Source organism: Bradyrhizobium genomosp. I (2014), assembly GCF_000261685.1.
Lineage (GTDB): Bacteria > Pseudomonadota > Alphaproteobacteria > Rhizobiales > Xanthobacteraceae > Bradyrhizobium.
The window spans coordinates 26,893-41,398 of sequence record NZ_AJQE01000042.1; the positions used below are offsets into that span (position 1 = coordinate 26,893).

Here is a 14,506-nt window from a genome sequence, read left to right on the forward strand (position 1 = left end):
TGCCGCTCGGCAGGCGCCTCAGAGACGGATCCACCGAATTTGATCCGGATCAAAGCCGGGCGACCGCTTTTGCGATTGGATAGCAACTGGATGAGGTGCTGCGCGTTCTGTTCCCCTTAGCCGTGAGACGTGATCGATGGACACCCAGGCCGCGACCTTTCCTGCGGGCGATGCGAGCGAAACCGACGTCGTCGGCCTCGATGCATCGCCGGAGGCGGGCGTGCGGCACTGCCTGCAGCTGCTGAACAATGCCGGCCTGCGTCCGACGCGCCAGCGCTTGGCGCTCGGTCAATTGCTGTTCCTGGGCGGCCATCGTCACGTCACTGCAGAGAGCCTCTATGAAGAGGCGATGGCGGCGAACGCGTATCTGTCGCTCGCGACCGTCTACAACACGCTGAACCAGTTCACCGAAGCCGGCCTGCTGCGCAGGATCGCGGCCGACGGCATCAAGTCGTTCTTCGATACCGACACGTCCGTGCATCCGCACTTCTATCTCGAAGGCGAGGATATGCTGGTCGACGTAGCCGACGGCCTGGCTTTCACCAAGGTGCCCGAGGCGCTTCCCGGCCACGAGATCGCGCGGCTCGACGTCATCGTCCACCTGCGCCGGAAGCGAACGTAGCGCCACTGTGCTCTTACCCTCCCCTGGAGGGTCCGGGACCAGCGTAGCTCGCCCGTGGTCGATCGCGCGCAGCGCGAGCGGGGCGGGGTGATCTCTCCACTCGGGCACTGTTGGACGTGGGGAGACCGTCACCCCACCCCGTCTCACATTTCGCTTCGCTCAATGTGAGCCGACCCTCCCCCTCCAGGGGAGGGTAAGAGCAGCGTCGCGCCTTACCGCAACCCCGCCCGGCGGAATCCCTCGAGATAGTGCTCGCGATCCCGGTCATTGGCCCACGGCAGTTGCGTCGCGATCCAGTGCAGCGAGATGCCCGGCTGGGTGCGGCGGAGCTCGCCGAGCGCCATCGCCGCAAGCGTCCCGTCGCCCGTCATGCCGGCGGAGACCGCGAGGACGCGGTAGGCGCCGGTGAGGTCGCCGCGATGGCGGATCGCCTCGCGCGCCAGCGCGATGGCCTCGTCATAATGCCGTTCGGTGAAGCGCGCATAGGCGGCGATGCCGTGATAGATCGCCAGTGACGGATCGCGCGGTGACAGCCGGATCGCCCGTTGCGCGGCCTCGAACGAATCCCCGGAACGTCCCGCATAGGACAGCGCCAGTGCGTAATAGCTCTGTGCCAGCAAGAAGTTCGGATTGAGCGCGAGCGCCTGCTCGAACTCGGACAGCGCGTCCGCAAGCCTGCGTGTCGAGAAGCAGACGCTGCCGAGCGCGGCATGCGCCCAGCCGTCCTCATGGTCGCAGCGCACCGCGGCGAGCGCAGCGGCTTCGGCGACCGGGGCGACGGTGGCCAGCTCGGCCCAGCCGAGATGCACGCCGAACATGTCGTTTACGGCCAGCACCGACAGCGCCTGGCCGTAGTTCGGATCGATTCCGATCGCGCGTTCGAGCAGCGCCCGCGCGGCCTCGTGATCCCGCCGCGTCACGCGCCAGAAATGCGACAATGCGCGCATCAGCAGGTCCCAGGCGTCCAGGCTCGCCGGCGGCTTGCGATGGGCGCGAAAATTCTCCGCCGCATGGATCTGCGGCTCGATCGCCGCGGCGATCGCGTTGGTGATCTCGTCCTGCACGGCGAAGACGTCGACGAGCTCGCGGTCGTAGCGCTCGGCCCAGAGATGGTTTCCCGACACGGCGTCGTTGAGCTGCGCGGTGATGCGCACCCGGTTGTCCGCCTTGCGCACGCTGCCTTCGACGATGTAGCGGACGCCGAGTTCCTCGGCGATCTGCCCGATGTGCACCGCGCGTCCCCTGTAGGTGAAGGACGAGTTGCGGGCGATGACCATGAACCAGCGCTGCTTCGACAGCGCGGTGAGGATGTCCTCGCTGATCCCGTCGCCGAAATAGTCCTGTGCGGGATCGCCGCTCATGTTTTCGAAGGCGAGCACCGCGATCGCCGGACGGTCGGCCGCGCGCGGGGGATCAGGCTTGGCTTCCGCCCGCGCCGGGGATGCCGCCGTTTCTTCCCGGACCTCGCCAACGAAGCGAAAGCCCTTGCGCGGAATGGTCTTGATCAGCCGCTGCGTCGCGCCGTCATCGCCCAGCGCCTTGCGCGCGGCGTTGATCCGGCTGTTCAGGGCGGAATCCGAGACGGCGCGGTCGCTCCAGATCTGGCTGATCAGGTCACCCTTGCTGACCACACGCTCGCGTTGCGCGACCAGATAAAGCAAGAGATCGAACACCTGCGGCTGCAACGGAACAGCTGCCCCGTCGCAAATGAGCTCCCGAAGGTCACCGTCGAGCACGTTGTTTTCAAAGCGAAATCGCACGTTTTCGTCGTCTCAAGCAAAAATCAAAGTCGTCTCAGGCGAAAATCAACCCTCCGCGAAAGTCTCAGGACGTCCGATCCGGCATGGTGCGAACACCAAACAGTGTCGATGTCTCGGCACAACGGAGCGTTTCATGACCCAAATCGATCACCAGGTTCATTCCATCGGCCCGGAGGTTACGGGCTCGCGCATTTTCAGGTTCATCGCCTTTCTTTACGGAATTGCGGCGTATCTCGTGTTTTTCGTCACCGTTCTCTACGCCATCGGCTTCGTCATGGGAGTGATGGTTCCCAAGACCATCGACACCGGAAGCGATACGCCGACGGTCGAGGCCGTCATCATCAATCTCCTCCTGATGACGCTGTTCGCCCTTCAACACAGCGTGATGGCTCGCAGGCAGTTCAAGGCCTGGTGGACACAGTTCGTCCCCAAGGCGGTCGAGCGAAGCACGTACGTGCTGTTCGCGAGCCTGTCACTGCTCCTCCTGTTCTGGCAGTGGCGCCCGCTGCCGTCGATCATATGGAACGTCGAGAATCCGGATCTCGCCGTGACACTGGTCACGCTGTCCTTCGCCGGCTGGGTGCTGGTGTTCACCTCGACCTTCATGATCAATCATTTCGAATTGTTCGGATTGAATCAGGTGACCGACCACCTCGTCGGCAAGGAAGCGGCGCCGCCGCGCTTCAAGACGCCGCTGCTCTACAAGTTCGTCCGTCATCCGATCTATCTCGGTTTCATCATCGCGTTCTGGGCGGCGCCGACCATGACGGCGGGTCATCTGCTGTTCGCGGCCGTGACCACGCTCTACATCTTCGTCGGCATCGCGCTGGAGGAGAGCGATCTCGTCGCTCTCTTCGGCGACGAGTACCGGCAGTACAAACAACGGGTGTCGATGCTTATTCCCTGGCGCCGGTCAGTATAGTCTCGGCCCCGCCCCGCGCGCCCACCGAAAACCGGACGCGCGGGGCGCCGATGCGCAATAACGATTTTTCATAAAACGGAGACGTCCAAATGAAACATGTCGGAAACTGCTTCTGTGGCGCGGTCACGGTCGAGGTCACGGGCGCGCCGGAGGCGATGGGCTATTGCCATTGCCGTTCCTGCCGCTCCTGGTCGGGCGGCCCGGTCAACGCCTTCAGCCTGTGGAAGCCAGAGGCGGTGCGCATCACCGAGGGCGCCCAGAATGTCGAGACCTTCGCCAAGACGCCGCTCAGCCAGCGCAAATATTGCAGGAAATGCGGCGGCCATCTCATGACCAACCATCCGCCGCTCGGTCTGGTCGACGTCTTCACCGCCACCATCCCGACCCTCGCGTTCGCGCCCGGCGTCCACGTCAACTATGCCGAGACCGTGCTGCCGATGCGCGACGGCCTGCCCAAGCTGAAGGATTTTCCGGCCGAGTTCGGCGGCAGCGGCGAGATGATGCAGGAGTAGCGGCGCGCCTTCAGGTGAAGGCTGTTCCCTGCGGCCATCCTTCGAGACGCCCGCTTCAGGCGGGCTCCTCAGGATGAGGATGGAGTGCGCGGCAGCAGGTTCGACGGGCGCCGGCGCAGATTAGCCTCATCCTGAGGAGGCGCGTAAGCGCCGTCTCGAAGGACGAGGCGTGCGCCGAGGCCTCTCCAGATGCCGAGGCCCGGCTTCGGCCTTTTCTCGAGAGGGCGGCAGTGCGCCGCCCTCTCGGCTTTCCTCCCAAGGGAGGCGGATGACGGACTAGCCTCCGCGCGCTTCGACGACCTTGCGGCAGGAATCCGAGAGCTTCGACTTGTTCTCGCGCAGGCAGGCATTCATCTGCGGCGGCTTGCCGACATGTTCGGCGCAGAATTTGCTGGCGTCGCCGCGGCAGGCCATTTGCTCCTGGAGCGATGGGCCGGACTGTGCAGCAGCGGGCAGGACGGCCGCAGCGAGCAGCAGCGCGGCAAGAACCGAAATCTTCATAAAGCACCTCTTTGGAATTCTCGTTGGTCCCGACCGGGATCACGCGGCCCGGACCATCCCGCGAAGCCGGGGCGCCGGTCCATGCCATGTTCATGGCGTCGGCTCGGCCTCCCGACCGCCGCACCCCCATTTTCATGGCATGTATCGGCGCGCCGACTTTTGCCATTCAGGCTGCACCTCGGCTGCGAAACCCGGTGATTGCATCGGGGCACCGAACGGGAAGCAGGAGAGCAAGATGGCGAAGAGAGCTGGAGCGCTGAGCGCCGGGCTGACGATCATGGCCCTGGCGGGCGCGGCGATGGTGTCGCTGGGCACCAGCCCGGCGCAGGCGGTGGTCTATTGCAAGACCGTCGGGGTGCCCAAGGGCTGCGTGGCGCGGCCGACTGCGGCGGTGGTGGTGGCGCCGGGAGCGCCGGTTGCGCGGGCTGCGGTCGCGACCCCCGGTCTCGGCGCGCCCGGCGTCGGCGTGCGCGCAGGTACGCCGATGAATCGCGGCGGCCCGGTCAATCGCGTCGGCGTGCGCTGATCGTTTCCATTCGATTGAATTGATTGCATCGCTTCGGGCCAACGGGGCCTGCGGACGAACCCCCCGTCCTCCGCAGGCAGATGTCCTGGCCCGTCCCCTCTCTCCGTGCGCCTCACACGTTCGGGGAGGGGGCCTTTCAGCCCGCAGCCGCGTCGCTGTCGGGGAAACGCAGCGGCAATTGCAGCCGCACGCGCGTGCCCGAGGCATCGGAATTCAGATCGAGCACAGCGCCGCAGCGCGCGGCGCGGCTTCTCATGTTGCGCAGGCCGCGCGCGGTCTGGCCCGCGCCCGCGGCCTCGCCATTGCCGGCCATCGCAAAGCCGCTTCCGTCATCCGTGACGCTGATCACGCCGCAAGGCCCCAGGCCGCCGTCATGCGTTTCGATGGTGACCGCGACGTGGCGGGCCTGCGCATGCTTGACCGCGTTGGTCACCGCCTCGTCGAGGATGCGCACGATCTGGATGACGTGCCATGGCCTGAGCTCGGGATGCAGCGGCAGGCCCTGCGGCGTCGCCACGCGCCAGTCGAGCGCGATGTCGTGCGGCCGCAATTGCGCCGTGGCGCGCTCGCGCCAGGAGCCGAGCGCGAGCATCAGGTCGCCGCCGATGTCGTCCATGGAATCGATGACGAGGCGCAGATCCTTCAGCGCCGCGCGGGCCGCATCCGTGATGGTCGCGCCCCCGCTGCCGCGCTCGGACAGTGCGACGATGCTCACGAGCTGGCCGCCGAGGCCGTCATGCAGGTCCCGCATCAGGCGCGTGCGCTCGTTGGCGAGCGCAGCGGCGCGGGCGCGTTCCTCCTCGCGGGCAAAGCTTGCTTTCAGCCGTTCCTCGGCTTCGCGCACGCGCGTCACGAGCTGACCGGCGAAGCTGTCGACCTGGTTCAACGCGCGGGCAAAGCGCCAGGTCAGCCCGGCGCCGATCGCGACCAGCATCGCCGAATAGGACAGGCGCGAGACGAAGATGCGATCGTTGGCCGAGATCTCGAGCACGGTGAGCATGTCCTGGATCCAGCAGACCAGCACGATGGTCACCGCGCAGCCGATCGTGAAGCTCGCCGCGTCCTGCCGCCGCACCACCGCGGTTGCCGTGACGCAGGCCATCAGGAACAGGCAGAGCCCGACGGTGGGGATGCCGAGCACCAGGAAAAGGACGCGCGGCAGCGGCGGGCCCCCGATCAGCCCGACCACGAACACGACGACGCCGGGCACGAACAGCAGCGTGCCGTAGCGCGGCCAGCGCCAGCCGAAGAACAGCACGCCGAACACGACGATCAGCGCGCTCTCGATCGGTGCGGAAGCCAGCAGCACCGCGGCAAGCCTGGATACCGTGGCCGGCGGCACCGGCGGCGGCGCGAACGCCTGCACCACGCCGAGCACCATCGCGGCGGCCAGCACGCCATAGACCGGCTCGTGGCGCCGCATCAGCCACATGATCGCGAGGATGACGGCCAGGATCGCCTGCCAGGCGGAGAACACCACCGGCAGCGTGACGAACAGCAGCGTGCGTGTCTCATAGGCCGGGCGCAGGGCGGCATCCGGCCCGACATAGACGGTGTCGAGAAAGCCCTTCAATGGTCCCCACACCAACAGCCGCACCGTGATCTCGTTGCTGCCCTCGCGCAGCAGCGAAGCGGGGATGGCTGCGATCTCAGGTGTGTTGCGGTCGGGTCGGTTGGCATTGGCATCGCGCCGGGAGTCGAGCACGACGACGCCGTTGACGGCGACCTCCACCGCGTTGCTGAAGCGCGGCAGGTACACCGACCAGCCCGAGGCCGCATCGGCGCTCCGGAACGTGAAGGCGCCGGTGTAGAACGGCGGGTCGGCCAGGGCGTAGCGCGACGACGTGAAATGCGGCAGCGTCACGGGGCGCGTCAGGCCGTCTTCCCGCGCCGAAAAATCGCTTAACGCGAAGTCTTCGGGGTCGCTCGGCTGCAGCAGCCGCAGGCCGAGAATGGTGGCGATCACGATCAGGGCCTGGAGCAGCAGATAGGGCACGAGGCGCGAGGCCAGCAGCCGGCGCCGTGCGGGTTTGGCCGGTGCCTTCGCAGGTGCCTTCCTGGGTGCCTTCGTAGGTGCTTTGGCCGCGATCTCGCTCACAGCTTGATCAGGCCCTGCTGCACCGCCTCGAACACCGCTTCGCTGCGCGTGTGCACTTCGAGCTTGCGATAGATGTTCTTGATGTGGCCGGGCACGGTCTGCCTGGACAGGCCGAGATGGCTCGCGATCTCGGCATAGCTGAAGCCTTTTGCGATGCCCCACAGGATGTCGATCTCGCGCGGGGTCAGCCTCGCCGTGTTGAGCGCAGGCCCGGGCGGCGGCTCCGCCGAATTCTGTGCGGCGCCTTGCGTTCTGCGGACGATGAAACGGGCGATCGAGGCCGAGATCGGCGAATGTCCCGCGACCAGGTCGCGCACGGTGGTGGCGATGTCGGTGGGAAAGGCGTCCTTAAGCAGATAGCCGGTGGCGCCGACCGTGATTGCGGAAATCACGCTCTCCTCGTCGCCGAGCGCGGAGATCACCATGATCTCGGTGTCTGGAGAGCGCTGCCTCATCTCGCGAATCAGCTCGATGCCGTGCCCGTCGGGCAGCCGCAGGTCGGTCAGCAGCACGCGCGGCGCGCCGCCGCTCAGGGCCTGCCGCGCCTCCGCGAGCGTCCCGGCGCTACGCACCTCGTAACTGGCCTTGACCAGCGCATCCTGCAGCCGCCAGCAGGTCGGCGCGTCGTCCTCGACGAGGAGGATGGTGATGGCTTCACCCGTCTCGCCCTGTTCGGTCATGATCATCGTCCCGCGACCCGCGTGTCCCCCGCGGTGCGAGGCAAGTCTAGCCGCAGCGCGGACGCGGTGACACCCATAATCATGGGGGCGGCAATGATACGGTCCCCAGGGGGACCAAGGCTCCATGCAGCCTCAGGAACATGTCCTATATTGCTTTGAGAGATATGAACGAATCCGGGTCGCGAGGTTGAGCCGCATGGCTGACCGTTGACCAAAGGTCAGATGCCAACTTAACGCGCTGCGGCAGATCTCATCGGTAGTCTAGTCTGAGCACGATCAACCCCCTCTAGAAACCTTGGATCACAACGCGATCGGAACCGTTGGGTCGCTACGTTAATGTCCGACGAATTGGCGAGTTTCGCGTGGCAGATGAGCAGTTATCGCTCCCTGCGTTTCGTGCCCGGAGCACCGTGAATACATTGCTGCAAGCGAGGCTCCGCTCAACAACGTTCCGCGCCGGGTCAGTCCCCCACGCTGATTGATCCAACGCTGAACTTCGATCGGGTATAGCGAATACAGAAGGTCGGTAGCTTCGCGTTTGGTTTGCCTGCGGCCATGCGGGGCCGGGTTGTAGGCGGCATGGAACAGGAGTTCGGCGCGAGAAGTCACGCATATCTTGTCACGAGGAATAATACCGACAACGATCGTGCAGGCGGATGCGCAATACCCGTCGATTACGATCGCATCGCCTGTGGCCCGCAGACATTCGTCCCGGGCAACATAGTTTCCGATCCCGCCGCCGGGATCGTTCACGATCCGTATCTCGGCATTGCACCCGTCAGCTTTCATGAGCAGAAAAGCGGCGAGAAGCTGGGTCATGGCGCTTTTTGCGATCATTCGAAGCCAATCACATCGGGGCTCTGGATCTGGAGAGGGGCGCCTAGGCACGTCTACGAGCTGGGTTGGTTGGAGTCAGTGCGACGCCGAAGGGCTTCCGCAGATCACGGTCACCGCTTTATGAGCGATCTCCCTCAAGTCCGCGCGTCGAGCTCCGGCTCGCGCCCGGATTGCGATGGTGTGCATCGTGGCTGACGCAAGCAGTGCAAGTGCCTCCGGATCAGCATCTTGCTTCAACTCGCCTCTCTCGCGCGCCGTGCGAAACCGGGCCTCGAAATCGCCGTCGAGCATGCGGAGCCCGGCGGCAACACTCTTCCGGATCTCTGCATCTTCGACCGCCTCGGCTACCGCTGTCCCGATCACAAAGCAGCCGCGCGCGGAGCCTTTGCGCGAAAAATAGAAGGACAGCGCCGCCTCATAGGCAAGCATCAACGCTTCGGCCAAGGGACGGTCCCCCGCGAGCGCCTCGCGCGTCGCAGCCAGGGTCATCTCCCAATAGCTTGCGAGAGCCTCGAGATAGAGTTCGTGCTTGTTGCCGAATGCCGCATAGAGGCTCGGCGGGCTCATTCCAGTTGCAGCCGCGATCTTGTCCAGCGGGGTGCCCGAATACCCGGTCCTCCAGAAGGTCTCGGTCGCCTGCTTCAGGGCTGCCTTCGCATCGTAGGCACGCGGCCGCCCGCGAGGTGCCGCTGCCGTTTCGCTCTTTCTTCGGGGCATGTCGAAAATCTCGGTCGTCGTGTGCTGAGGCATATTTATAACATCCGCTATAAAAAACAACTGGGAGCCCCCTTGATTGTCGTGCCGCTGTGAATTAATTGTAACGATCGTTACGAAATAGAATTGAGGTGAGGGCTTTCCATGCGGCTAGATCTTTTGCCCGTCGCCGGCTCGAAGGGCGAGCGTGAAGAGTTTAGCGAGAGCTCTGCGGAGGCGCGAGTTGATCGAACTGTCGACGACTCGCCGCTCGACCGCGCGGTCGCGCTACCCCGAAGGAGCGTGATGGAGCGGTTGCGCCGACCGCTCATGCTCGCTCTGCCTCTCATGGCGGCGGCACTCGGAGCCGTCGTGTATCTCGTGCAAGAACCTTACGTCTCGACCGACAACGCGTTCGTTCGGGCCGCGAAATTGACCGTCAACGCCCGAGTTTCCGGCCAAGCGATTGAGATCGCCGTGCACGATAACGAGAATGTCCGGCAGGGCCAGGTCCTGTTCCGAATCGACCCGGAGCCCTACCAGATCGCTGTCGATCAGGCGGAGGCGCGGCTCGGCAGCGCGCGCCTCCAGATCGAGGGGCTCAAGGCGACTTACCGCCAGCAACAGGCCGAGCTGCAGTCGGCGAGGGATTCCGCCGACTTCGACGCGCGCGAGTACGACCGCAAAAAGATGCTGGTCGCCTCCGATTTTACCCCGCGTGCGGTCTTCGAGCGAGCCGAGACGAATCTCAAGGTCTCGCGCCAGCGCATTTCGTCGATTGAGCAACAGATCGCCAGCACAATCGTGGCTCTGGACGGCGATCCGGACATTGACGTCAATCGCCATCCGACGGTTCGTGCGGCCAAGGCCCAGCTTGATCGTGCCCGCCTCGATCTTTCCTATGCGACGGTGACGGCGCCCGACGACGGTGTCGTCACCAGGGTCGACGATCTACAGATCGGCGGCTTCGTCAATGCCGGAGCGCCGGTGTTTTCGCTGCTGTCGAGCCGTCACGTCTGGATCGAAGCAAATTTTCGCGAGACAGGGCTGACCCATATGCGTCCGGGTCAGGAGGCAACGATAGAGGTCGACGCGTATCCCGATCGCAAATTCAGGGCGCACATCGTCAGCATGAGCCCCGGCACCGGATCGGATTTCTCGGTCCTGCCGCCCGAAAATGCGACCGGAAATTGGGTCAAGGTGGTCCAGCGTCTGCCGGTGCGTCTCGAGCTCGATGACTTTGACGCGAGCAGGCCATTGTTTTCGGGCATCAGTGTCACCGCGCGGGTCGATACCGGCTATCGTGGGAGCTTGCGCCACCTGCTGCAGCCAACCTACGCGGCGGGGCTCAGATGAGTGCCGTCGTTCCATCGACCGTTGCAGCGGATAGCCATCGGGCCATCTCGCTCGCGGCTCTCATGGCAACCTACATGCAGGCCGTCAACATCTCGCTGCCCAATGCGGCGCTACCGCATATCCAGGGAACCCTCTCGATGGCCAATGACGAGGTCGGGTGGGTGTTTTCCTCCTATATCGCGGCAAGCGCCGTAGCCATGTCGGTCACGAGCTGGCTTGCGGGACGCTGTGGACGGAAGTCGGTTTACCAATTCTCCCTCATCATCTTCGCGCTAGGTCTTGTGCTGGATACGCTGGCGACGACGTCCGTCCAGTTCGTGCTTGCCCGGATCGTCCAGGGAGTTGCAAGCGGCCCGCTTGCGCCGCTTTCGCTGGCGATCCTGCTTGAGGTGCAGCCACCCACGCGGCGTGCCCGCCTGAGCCTGGCCTGGACGGTGTGCTCTCTTCTCGGCATCAGCAGCGGAGCGAGTATCGGCGGCTGGTTCAGTGAATATCTCGGCTGGCGTTCGATCTTCTATGTCAGCCTGCCAATGACGGCATTCATATTTCTCGCGATGGCGTTCTGGCTTCGCGACAAGAGGGCGGAGCGAACGCAACCCTTCGACTTTTTCGGTTTGGCGACCTTTTCGCTCGGCATGATCGGCCTGCAAGTGCTGCTCGACCGCGGCGAGCGCCTGGAATGGTTCGACTCCATGGAAATCTGGATTGAGGCGGTCGTCTCCATTCTGGGATTCTATCTGTTCGTCGTGCACGTCATGACGACGAAGGAGCATTTTCTCCGCACGGCGCTGTTCAGGGATCGCAATCTCGTCCTCTCGACGATGATCTCCTTCGCCGTCGGCCTCGTCCTGCTGCCGACCTTGGCTTTGACCTCGCCGATGCTGGAGGAGCTGCTCAACTACCCGGTCGACACCACGGGCTACATGACGATCCCGCGGGGCGTTGCGCTCGTGGGAGGGGTGCTGTTGACGAGCCTGGTCCCGGCGCAAGTCGACTACCGCCCGTTTCTGGTTGGCGGAATGGCACTGGTGGTCTACGCCAATTGGCTGATGCTCGGATATTCGCCGGCGATGGATTGGCGCCCGGTCGCCGAGGCCGGCTCCCTCCAAGGTGCGGGGCTCGGCATGGTGATTCCGGCGCTCGCCAAAGCCGCGTTCAGTACGCTCGATCCGAAGCTCCGCCCGGAAGGCAGTGCACTCATCAACCTGTCGCGGCTCTATGGCAGCACGATAGGCATTGCCGTGGTGCAGATCTTCTTCTACGGCAACACCCAGGCCATGCATGTCGCGCTCGCCAAGGACCTCATGCCCTACCGGACCGCCGCGCATGTCGCCGGATCAATGGCCAAGCCCGGCCTTGCGGCGCTCAACGGCATGGTTACCCACCAGGCGGCTGTCGTCGCGGTCATCGGTCAGTTCAAGATTCTGATGTTCGCCATGCTCGTCGTGAGCCCGCTGGTGCTTTTTCTTCGCAAACCGCGGCCGACAGGTTGAGGACCGTGGAATGGTGAGATGAGACCGCATCGAACAGTCTCAGTCTGTCGCACTCGACGGACGCCGCATCTGCGGCGGCCGAGCTCCAACAAGAAAGCAGGAACATGACAACTTCCAGCGCGCTCCGCTACACGAGGATTTCCACCCACGAATCCGGGACAATTCCCGCTGTCGGATTTGGCACACTCATTCAGGATCAGAACGCAACGAAACAAGCCACGAGGGCTGCATTGGAAGCGGGATTTCGACATCTCGATTGCGCGGAACGCTACCGCAATGAGGCAGCGGTAGGCGAAGCTATCCAGGACGCCTTCAGGGCGGGAACGCTTCGGCGAGAGGACCTGTTCGTAACCACGAAGCTCTGGAACACAAATCACCGTCCCGAGCGCGTCAAGCCGGCCTTCGACGCCAGCCGCCGCCGACTGCAACTCGACACGATCGATTGCTATATCGTCCATACGCCGTTTGCTTTTCAACCCGGCGACGAGCAGGACCCGCGGGACGATCGCGGCCAGGTAATCTATGACCCAGGCGTGACGTTGCTGGAGACATGGCGTGCACTGGAGCGGCTCGTCGACGATGGTGACTGCAAGTCGATCGGTCTATCTGACATCACGCTGAAGAATTTGCGCGAGATCGTCGCGGCCGCGCGGATCAGGCCCGCGATGGTGCAGATCGAATCGCATCCATATCTGCCCGAATGGGATCTGCTCGATTTCTGCCAAGAGCACGGAATCGTACTGCAGGCGTTTGCAGCCTTGGGACACGCCATGGAGCCAAGCGTATTGGAAGATCCCGTGATTGCTGCGATCGCGCAGCGTGTGCACAAAACGCCGGCCCAGGTGGCCTTGGCCTGGGCTGTGCAGCGCGGCACCGCTTTCCTGACCACCTCGACCAAACCACAACGCATCCAGGAGAGCTTTGACATTTCCGCCCTGCCCGACGACGCCATGCGGGACATCCGGGAAGCTATCACCACGACCGTCAGGTTCAACGCCGTGGTCGAGACCGGCATACCGGGATTTATCCCTCGGGCGAGACGAGTTGAATGAACTGCGTCGGCACGATGAGTTTCCGGGCAGGAGGTAGAGAATTGTCTTGAGGCACGGCGGGGGTACTCGGCGCCAAACTGCTGGTATAGGTTCCCGGTAGCAACTCCGAATGACCCAGTGCTTGCCCGCGTCGCCGTCGCGAGAGAGCGAAATCCCTCGGCTTCCGAAGTCCGCTACGGGTCACAAGCCGCCGATCACGTCAAGCGAAGTGACTTCCGCCTTCTCTTGCGGGGGCCGGCGTTATGAGTACACACCCCGCTCACGAAAGTTCGACTCGCGGCGGCGGATACCGCTGCGCCAGGACTGACAGCGACAGGGGCCGTTCCTCTTCCGGGAGCTCCAGGTACGCCAGCACGAGCGGTCGCTTCCAGTCGCCGACGCCGAAATCCATCGCCGTCCATTTCTGCGGCTCGGGCCCCTCGAGCCCCCGGACCCAAACGAAATAGCGGGGAAGGTCGTCGGCGTCCGTCGTGCGTCTCCTGGCCATCGAAGCTGTCCGCTGCATCACATCGGTTGCGACAGGATATAGGTACTGGCGCGTGGAAGTCGAACGGCCACTGGCGGTTCGGGCGCGACGCTTATCCGGTCGCGCGACGGTCGCGTGGCAGGTGCCGGCTCGCTTCCGCGCTCGGAGGCAACACCCGCACTTGAGAACGATTTCCCTGTAGCCATCCTTCGAGACGCCCGCCGTTGGCCCTGCGTTGGGGGGCAGCCAAGGCAATGTGCGGGTCTCCGAGATTCCGATTGACCGAAATTCGGAAATGTCGTATAGGATCTTCATCCCGGCCCAAGGATAAGGGGCGTTTCGCGATCGTCACGATACGCGGGCCGGGTGGCGGTGGGCGCGGAGCGCATCGGCGCGCATGCAATCGCAGGGCGGGTTGGCCCGTGAGCGGTTGAGCGGCGCGCACACGACCGGTGCGATTCCAGCGTACGGCAAAAGCGTGTGGTCCTGACGCCCGGGGTCTGTGCGTCAAGGCTTGCGGTGGTGAGGCGGCCCGACCGGGTCCGCGCACCGATCATCCGCAAGACGACGGGGGCAATAGTGCATCGCTCCCCGGGGAGAGCGCGTCATAAGCCGTCAAACCACTGCGCAGGGAAAGGCCGGGATGTCCGGGCTGCCCTGTATGCCGCTGTGCATCTATTTTCGCGCAATTTGCGCACAGCGGACCGCGGGTGCCAGCCGGCGCCCGGCCTTCCCTGCGCCCTTTCCAAGGAAGGGCGTCGTGAGCAGCACAAGACTCGGGCGTCATGCGTCGCGAGGTCGTGGAGGCGCGCCTTGCTGTTTGAAGATTGAAGTGTCTCCGCTCATCCTGCCAATCATCGCCACAAGTCGCAGGTCGCCACGCAGTTGATGTCGGCGAGAAGGTCCGTGAAGGAAGAAGCTTCGCGGATTGTTTCCATGATGCCGGATCGAGAATGCGATGAAGCTGCCGACGTGCGGCTGCCAAGGC

General features: G+C 64.3%; 14 protein-coding genes. 7 read left to right on the forward strand and 7 right to left on the reverse strand.

Annotated elements, in window-relative coordinates; translation table 11 throughout:
• Positions 1–136 precede the first annotated feature (136 nt).
• Positions 137–622, forward strand: a complete 486-nt coding sequence (gene irr / locus IC50_RS04190) for a Fur family transcriptional regulator Irr (RefSeq protein WP_035700805.1) — start codon at positions 137–139, stop codon at positions 620–622.
• Positions 623–834: 212 nt separating this feature from the next.
• Here irr and IC50_RS04195 read toward each other — a convergent pair whose 3' ends face one another.
• Entirely contained in the window at positions 835–2,382 is a 1,548-nt protein-coding gene (locus IC50_RS04195) for a winged helix-turn-helix domain-containing tetratricopeptide repeat protein (protein ID WP_035700807.1), read from the reverse strand.
• Positions 2,383–2,515: 133 nt separating this feature from the next.
• Here IC50_RS04195 and mddA point away from each other — a divergent pair, with 133 nt between their 5' ends.
• Positions 2,516–3,304, forward strand: a complete 789-nt coding sequence (gene mddA, locus IC50_RS04200) for a methanethiol S-methyltransferase (RefSeq protein WP_035700810.1) — start codon at positions 2,516–2,518, stop codon at positions 3,302–3,304.
• Between the two features lie 89 nt (positions 3,305–3,393).
• A complete protein-coding gene (locus IC50_RS04205; protein ID WP_035700812.1) occupies positions 3,394–3,816 on the forward strand; it encodes a GFA family protein in 423 nt (140 codons plus the stop codon).
• A gap of 276 nt (positions 3,817–4,092) precedes the next feature.
• On the opposite strand, the gene IC50_RS04210 is transcribed toward IC50_RS04205, so the two are convergent.
• Positions 4,093–4,317, reverse strand: coding sequence for a cysteine rich repeat-containing protein (locus tag IC50_RS04210; protein WP_035700815.1), 225 nt, complete (start codon positions 4,315–4,317; stop codon positions 4,093–4,095).
• 235 nt (positions 4,318–4,552) lie between these two features.
• On the opposite strand from IC50_RS04210, the gene IC50_RS04215 reads away from it, so the two are divergent.
• On the forward strand, positions 4,553–4,843 hold the full coding sequence (locus tag IC50_RS04215; RefSeq protein WP_035700964.1) for a hypothetical protein: 291 nt from the start codon (positions 4,553–4,555) through the stop codon (positions 4,841–4,843).
• Positions 4,844–4,979: 136 nt separating this feature from the next.
• Here the strand turns inward: IC50_RS04215 and IC50_RS04220 are convergent, their stop codons facing one another.
• The 4 genes from IC50_RS04220 to IC50_RS04235 all read right to left on the reverse strand — a co-directional run bounded on the left by IC50_RS04220 (position 4,980) and on the right by IC50_RS04235 (position 9,175).
• Entirely contained in the window at positions 4,980–6,941 is a 1,962-nt protein-coding gene (locus IC50_RS04220; RefSeq protein ID WP_035700818.1) for a sensor histidine kinase, read from the reverse strand.
• Positions 6,938–7,621: a response regulator gene (locus IC50_RS04225; protein ID WP_035700967.1), complete on the reverse strand. Its 684-nt coding sequence runs from the start codon at positions 7,619–7,621 to the stop codon at positions 6,938–6,940. Before IC50_RS04225 ends, IC50_RS04220 begins: the two co-directional genes overlap by 4 nt.
• 333 nt (positions 7,622–7,954) lie before the next feature.
• On the reverse strand, positions 7,955–8,440 hold the full coding sequence (locus IC50_RS04230) for a hypothetical protein (protein ID WP_157460821.1): 486 nt from the start codon (positions 8,438–8,440) through the stop codon (positions 7,955–7,957).
• Between the two features lie 93 nt (positions 8,441–8,533).
• Complete coding sequence (locus IC50_RS04235; protein WP_035700973.1) at positions 8,534–9,175, reverse strand: TetR/AcrR family transcriptional regulator; 642 nt, start codon at positions 9,173–9,175, stop codon at positions 8,534–8,536.
• A gap of 156 nt (positions 9,176–9,331) precedes the next feature.
• Between IC50_RS04235 and IC50_RS04240 the strand changes: the two genes are divergently transcribed.
• From IC50_RS04240 to IC50_RS04250, 3 genes are all read left to right on the forward strand, one after another.
• Positions 9,332–10,507, forward strand: coding sequence for an HlyD family secretion protein (locus IC50_RS04240; protein ID WP_063826446.1), 1,176 nt, complete (start codon positions 9,332–9,334; stop codon positions 10,505–10,507).
• A gap of 62 nt (positions 10,508–10,569) precedes the next feature.
• Complete coding sequence (locus IC50_RS04245; RefSeq protein ID WP_244429520.1) at positions 10,570–12,000, forward strand: MDR family MFS transporter; 1,431 nt, start codon at positions 10,570–10,572, stop codon at positions 11,998–12,000.
• Positions 12,001–12,104: 104 nt separating this feature from the next.
• Positions 12,105–13,052, forward strand: a complete 948-nt coding sequence (locus IC50_RS04250; protein ID WP_035700827.1) for an aldo/keto reductase — start codon at positions 12,105–12,107, stop codon at positions 13,050–13,052.
• 259 nt (positions 13,053–13,311) lie between these two features.
• Here the strand turns inward: IC50_RS04250 and IC50_RS04255 are convergent, their stop codons facing one another.
• Positions 13,312–13,539, reverse strand: a complete 228-nt coding sequence (locus IC50_RS04255; RefSeq protein ID WP_035700976.1) for a hypothetical protein — start codon at positions 13,537–13,539, stop codon at positions 13,312–13,314.
• Positions 13,540–14,506: the final 967 nt, after the last annotated feature.

Bases quoted from the DNA above. Each gene is read 5' to 3' on its own strand.
- IC50_RS04215 (WP_035700964.1), top strand. From the start codon at position 4,553: ATGGCGAAGAGAGCTGGAGCGCTGAGCGCCGGGCTGACGATCATGGCC.
- IC50_RS04250 (WP_035700827.1), top strand. From the start codon at position 12,105: ATGACAACTTCCAGCGCGCTCCGCTACACGAGGATTTCCACCCACGAA.
- IC50_RS04235 (WP_035700973.1), bottom strand. From the start codon at position 9,175: ATGCCCCGAAGAAAGAGCGAAACGGCAGCGGCACCTCGCGGGCGGCCG.
- IC50_RS04210 (WP_035700815.1), bottom strand. From the start codon at position 4,317: ATGAAGATTTCGGTTCTTGCCGCGCTGCTGCTCGCTGCGGCCGTCCTG.
- IC50_RS04225 (WP_035700967.1), bottom strand. From the start codon at position 7,621: ATGACCGAACAGGGCGAGACGGGTGAAGCCATCACCATCCTCCTCGTC.
- IC50_RS04230 (WP_157460821.1), bottom strand. From the start codon at position 8,440: ATGACCCAGCTTCTCGCCGCTTTTCTGCTCATGAAAGCTGACGGGTGC.
- IC50_RS04205 (WP_035700812.1), top strand. From the start codon at position 3,394: ATGAAACATGTCGGAAACTGCTTCTGTGGCGCGGTCACGGTCGAGGTC.
- mddA (WP_035700810.1), top strand. From the start codon at position 2,516: ATGACCCAAATCGATCACCAGGTTCATTCCATCGGCCCGGAGGTTACG.
- irr (WP_035700805.1), top strand. From the start codon at position 137: ATGGACACCCAGGCCGCGACCTTTCCTGCGGGCGATGCGAGCGAAACC.
- IC50_RS04255 (WP_035700976.1), bottom strand. From the start codon at position 13,539: ATGGCCAGGAGACGCACGACGGACGCCGACGACCTTCCCCGCTATTTC.
- IC50_RS04245 (WP_244429520.1), top strand. From the start codon at position 10,570: ATGGCAACCTACATGCAGGCCGTCAACATCTCGCTGCCCAATGCGGCG.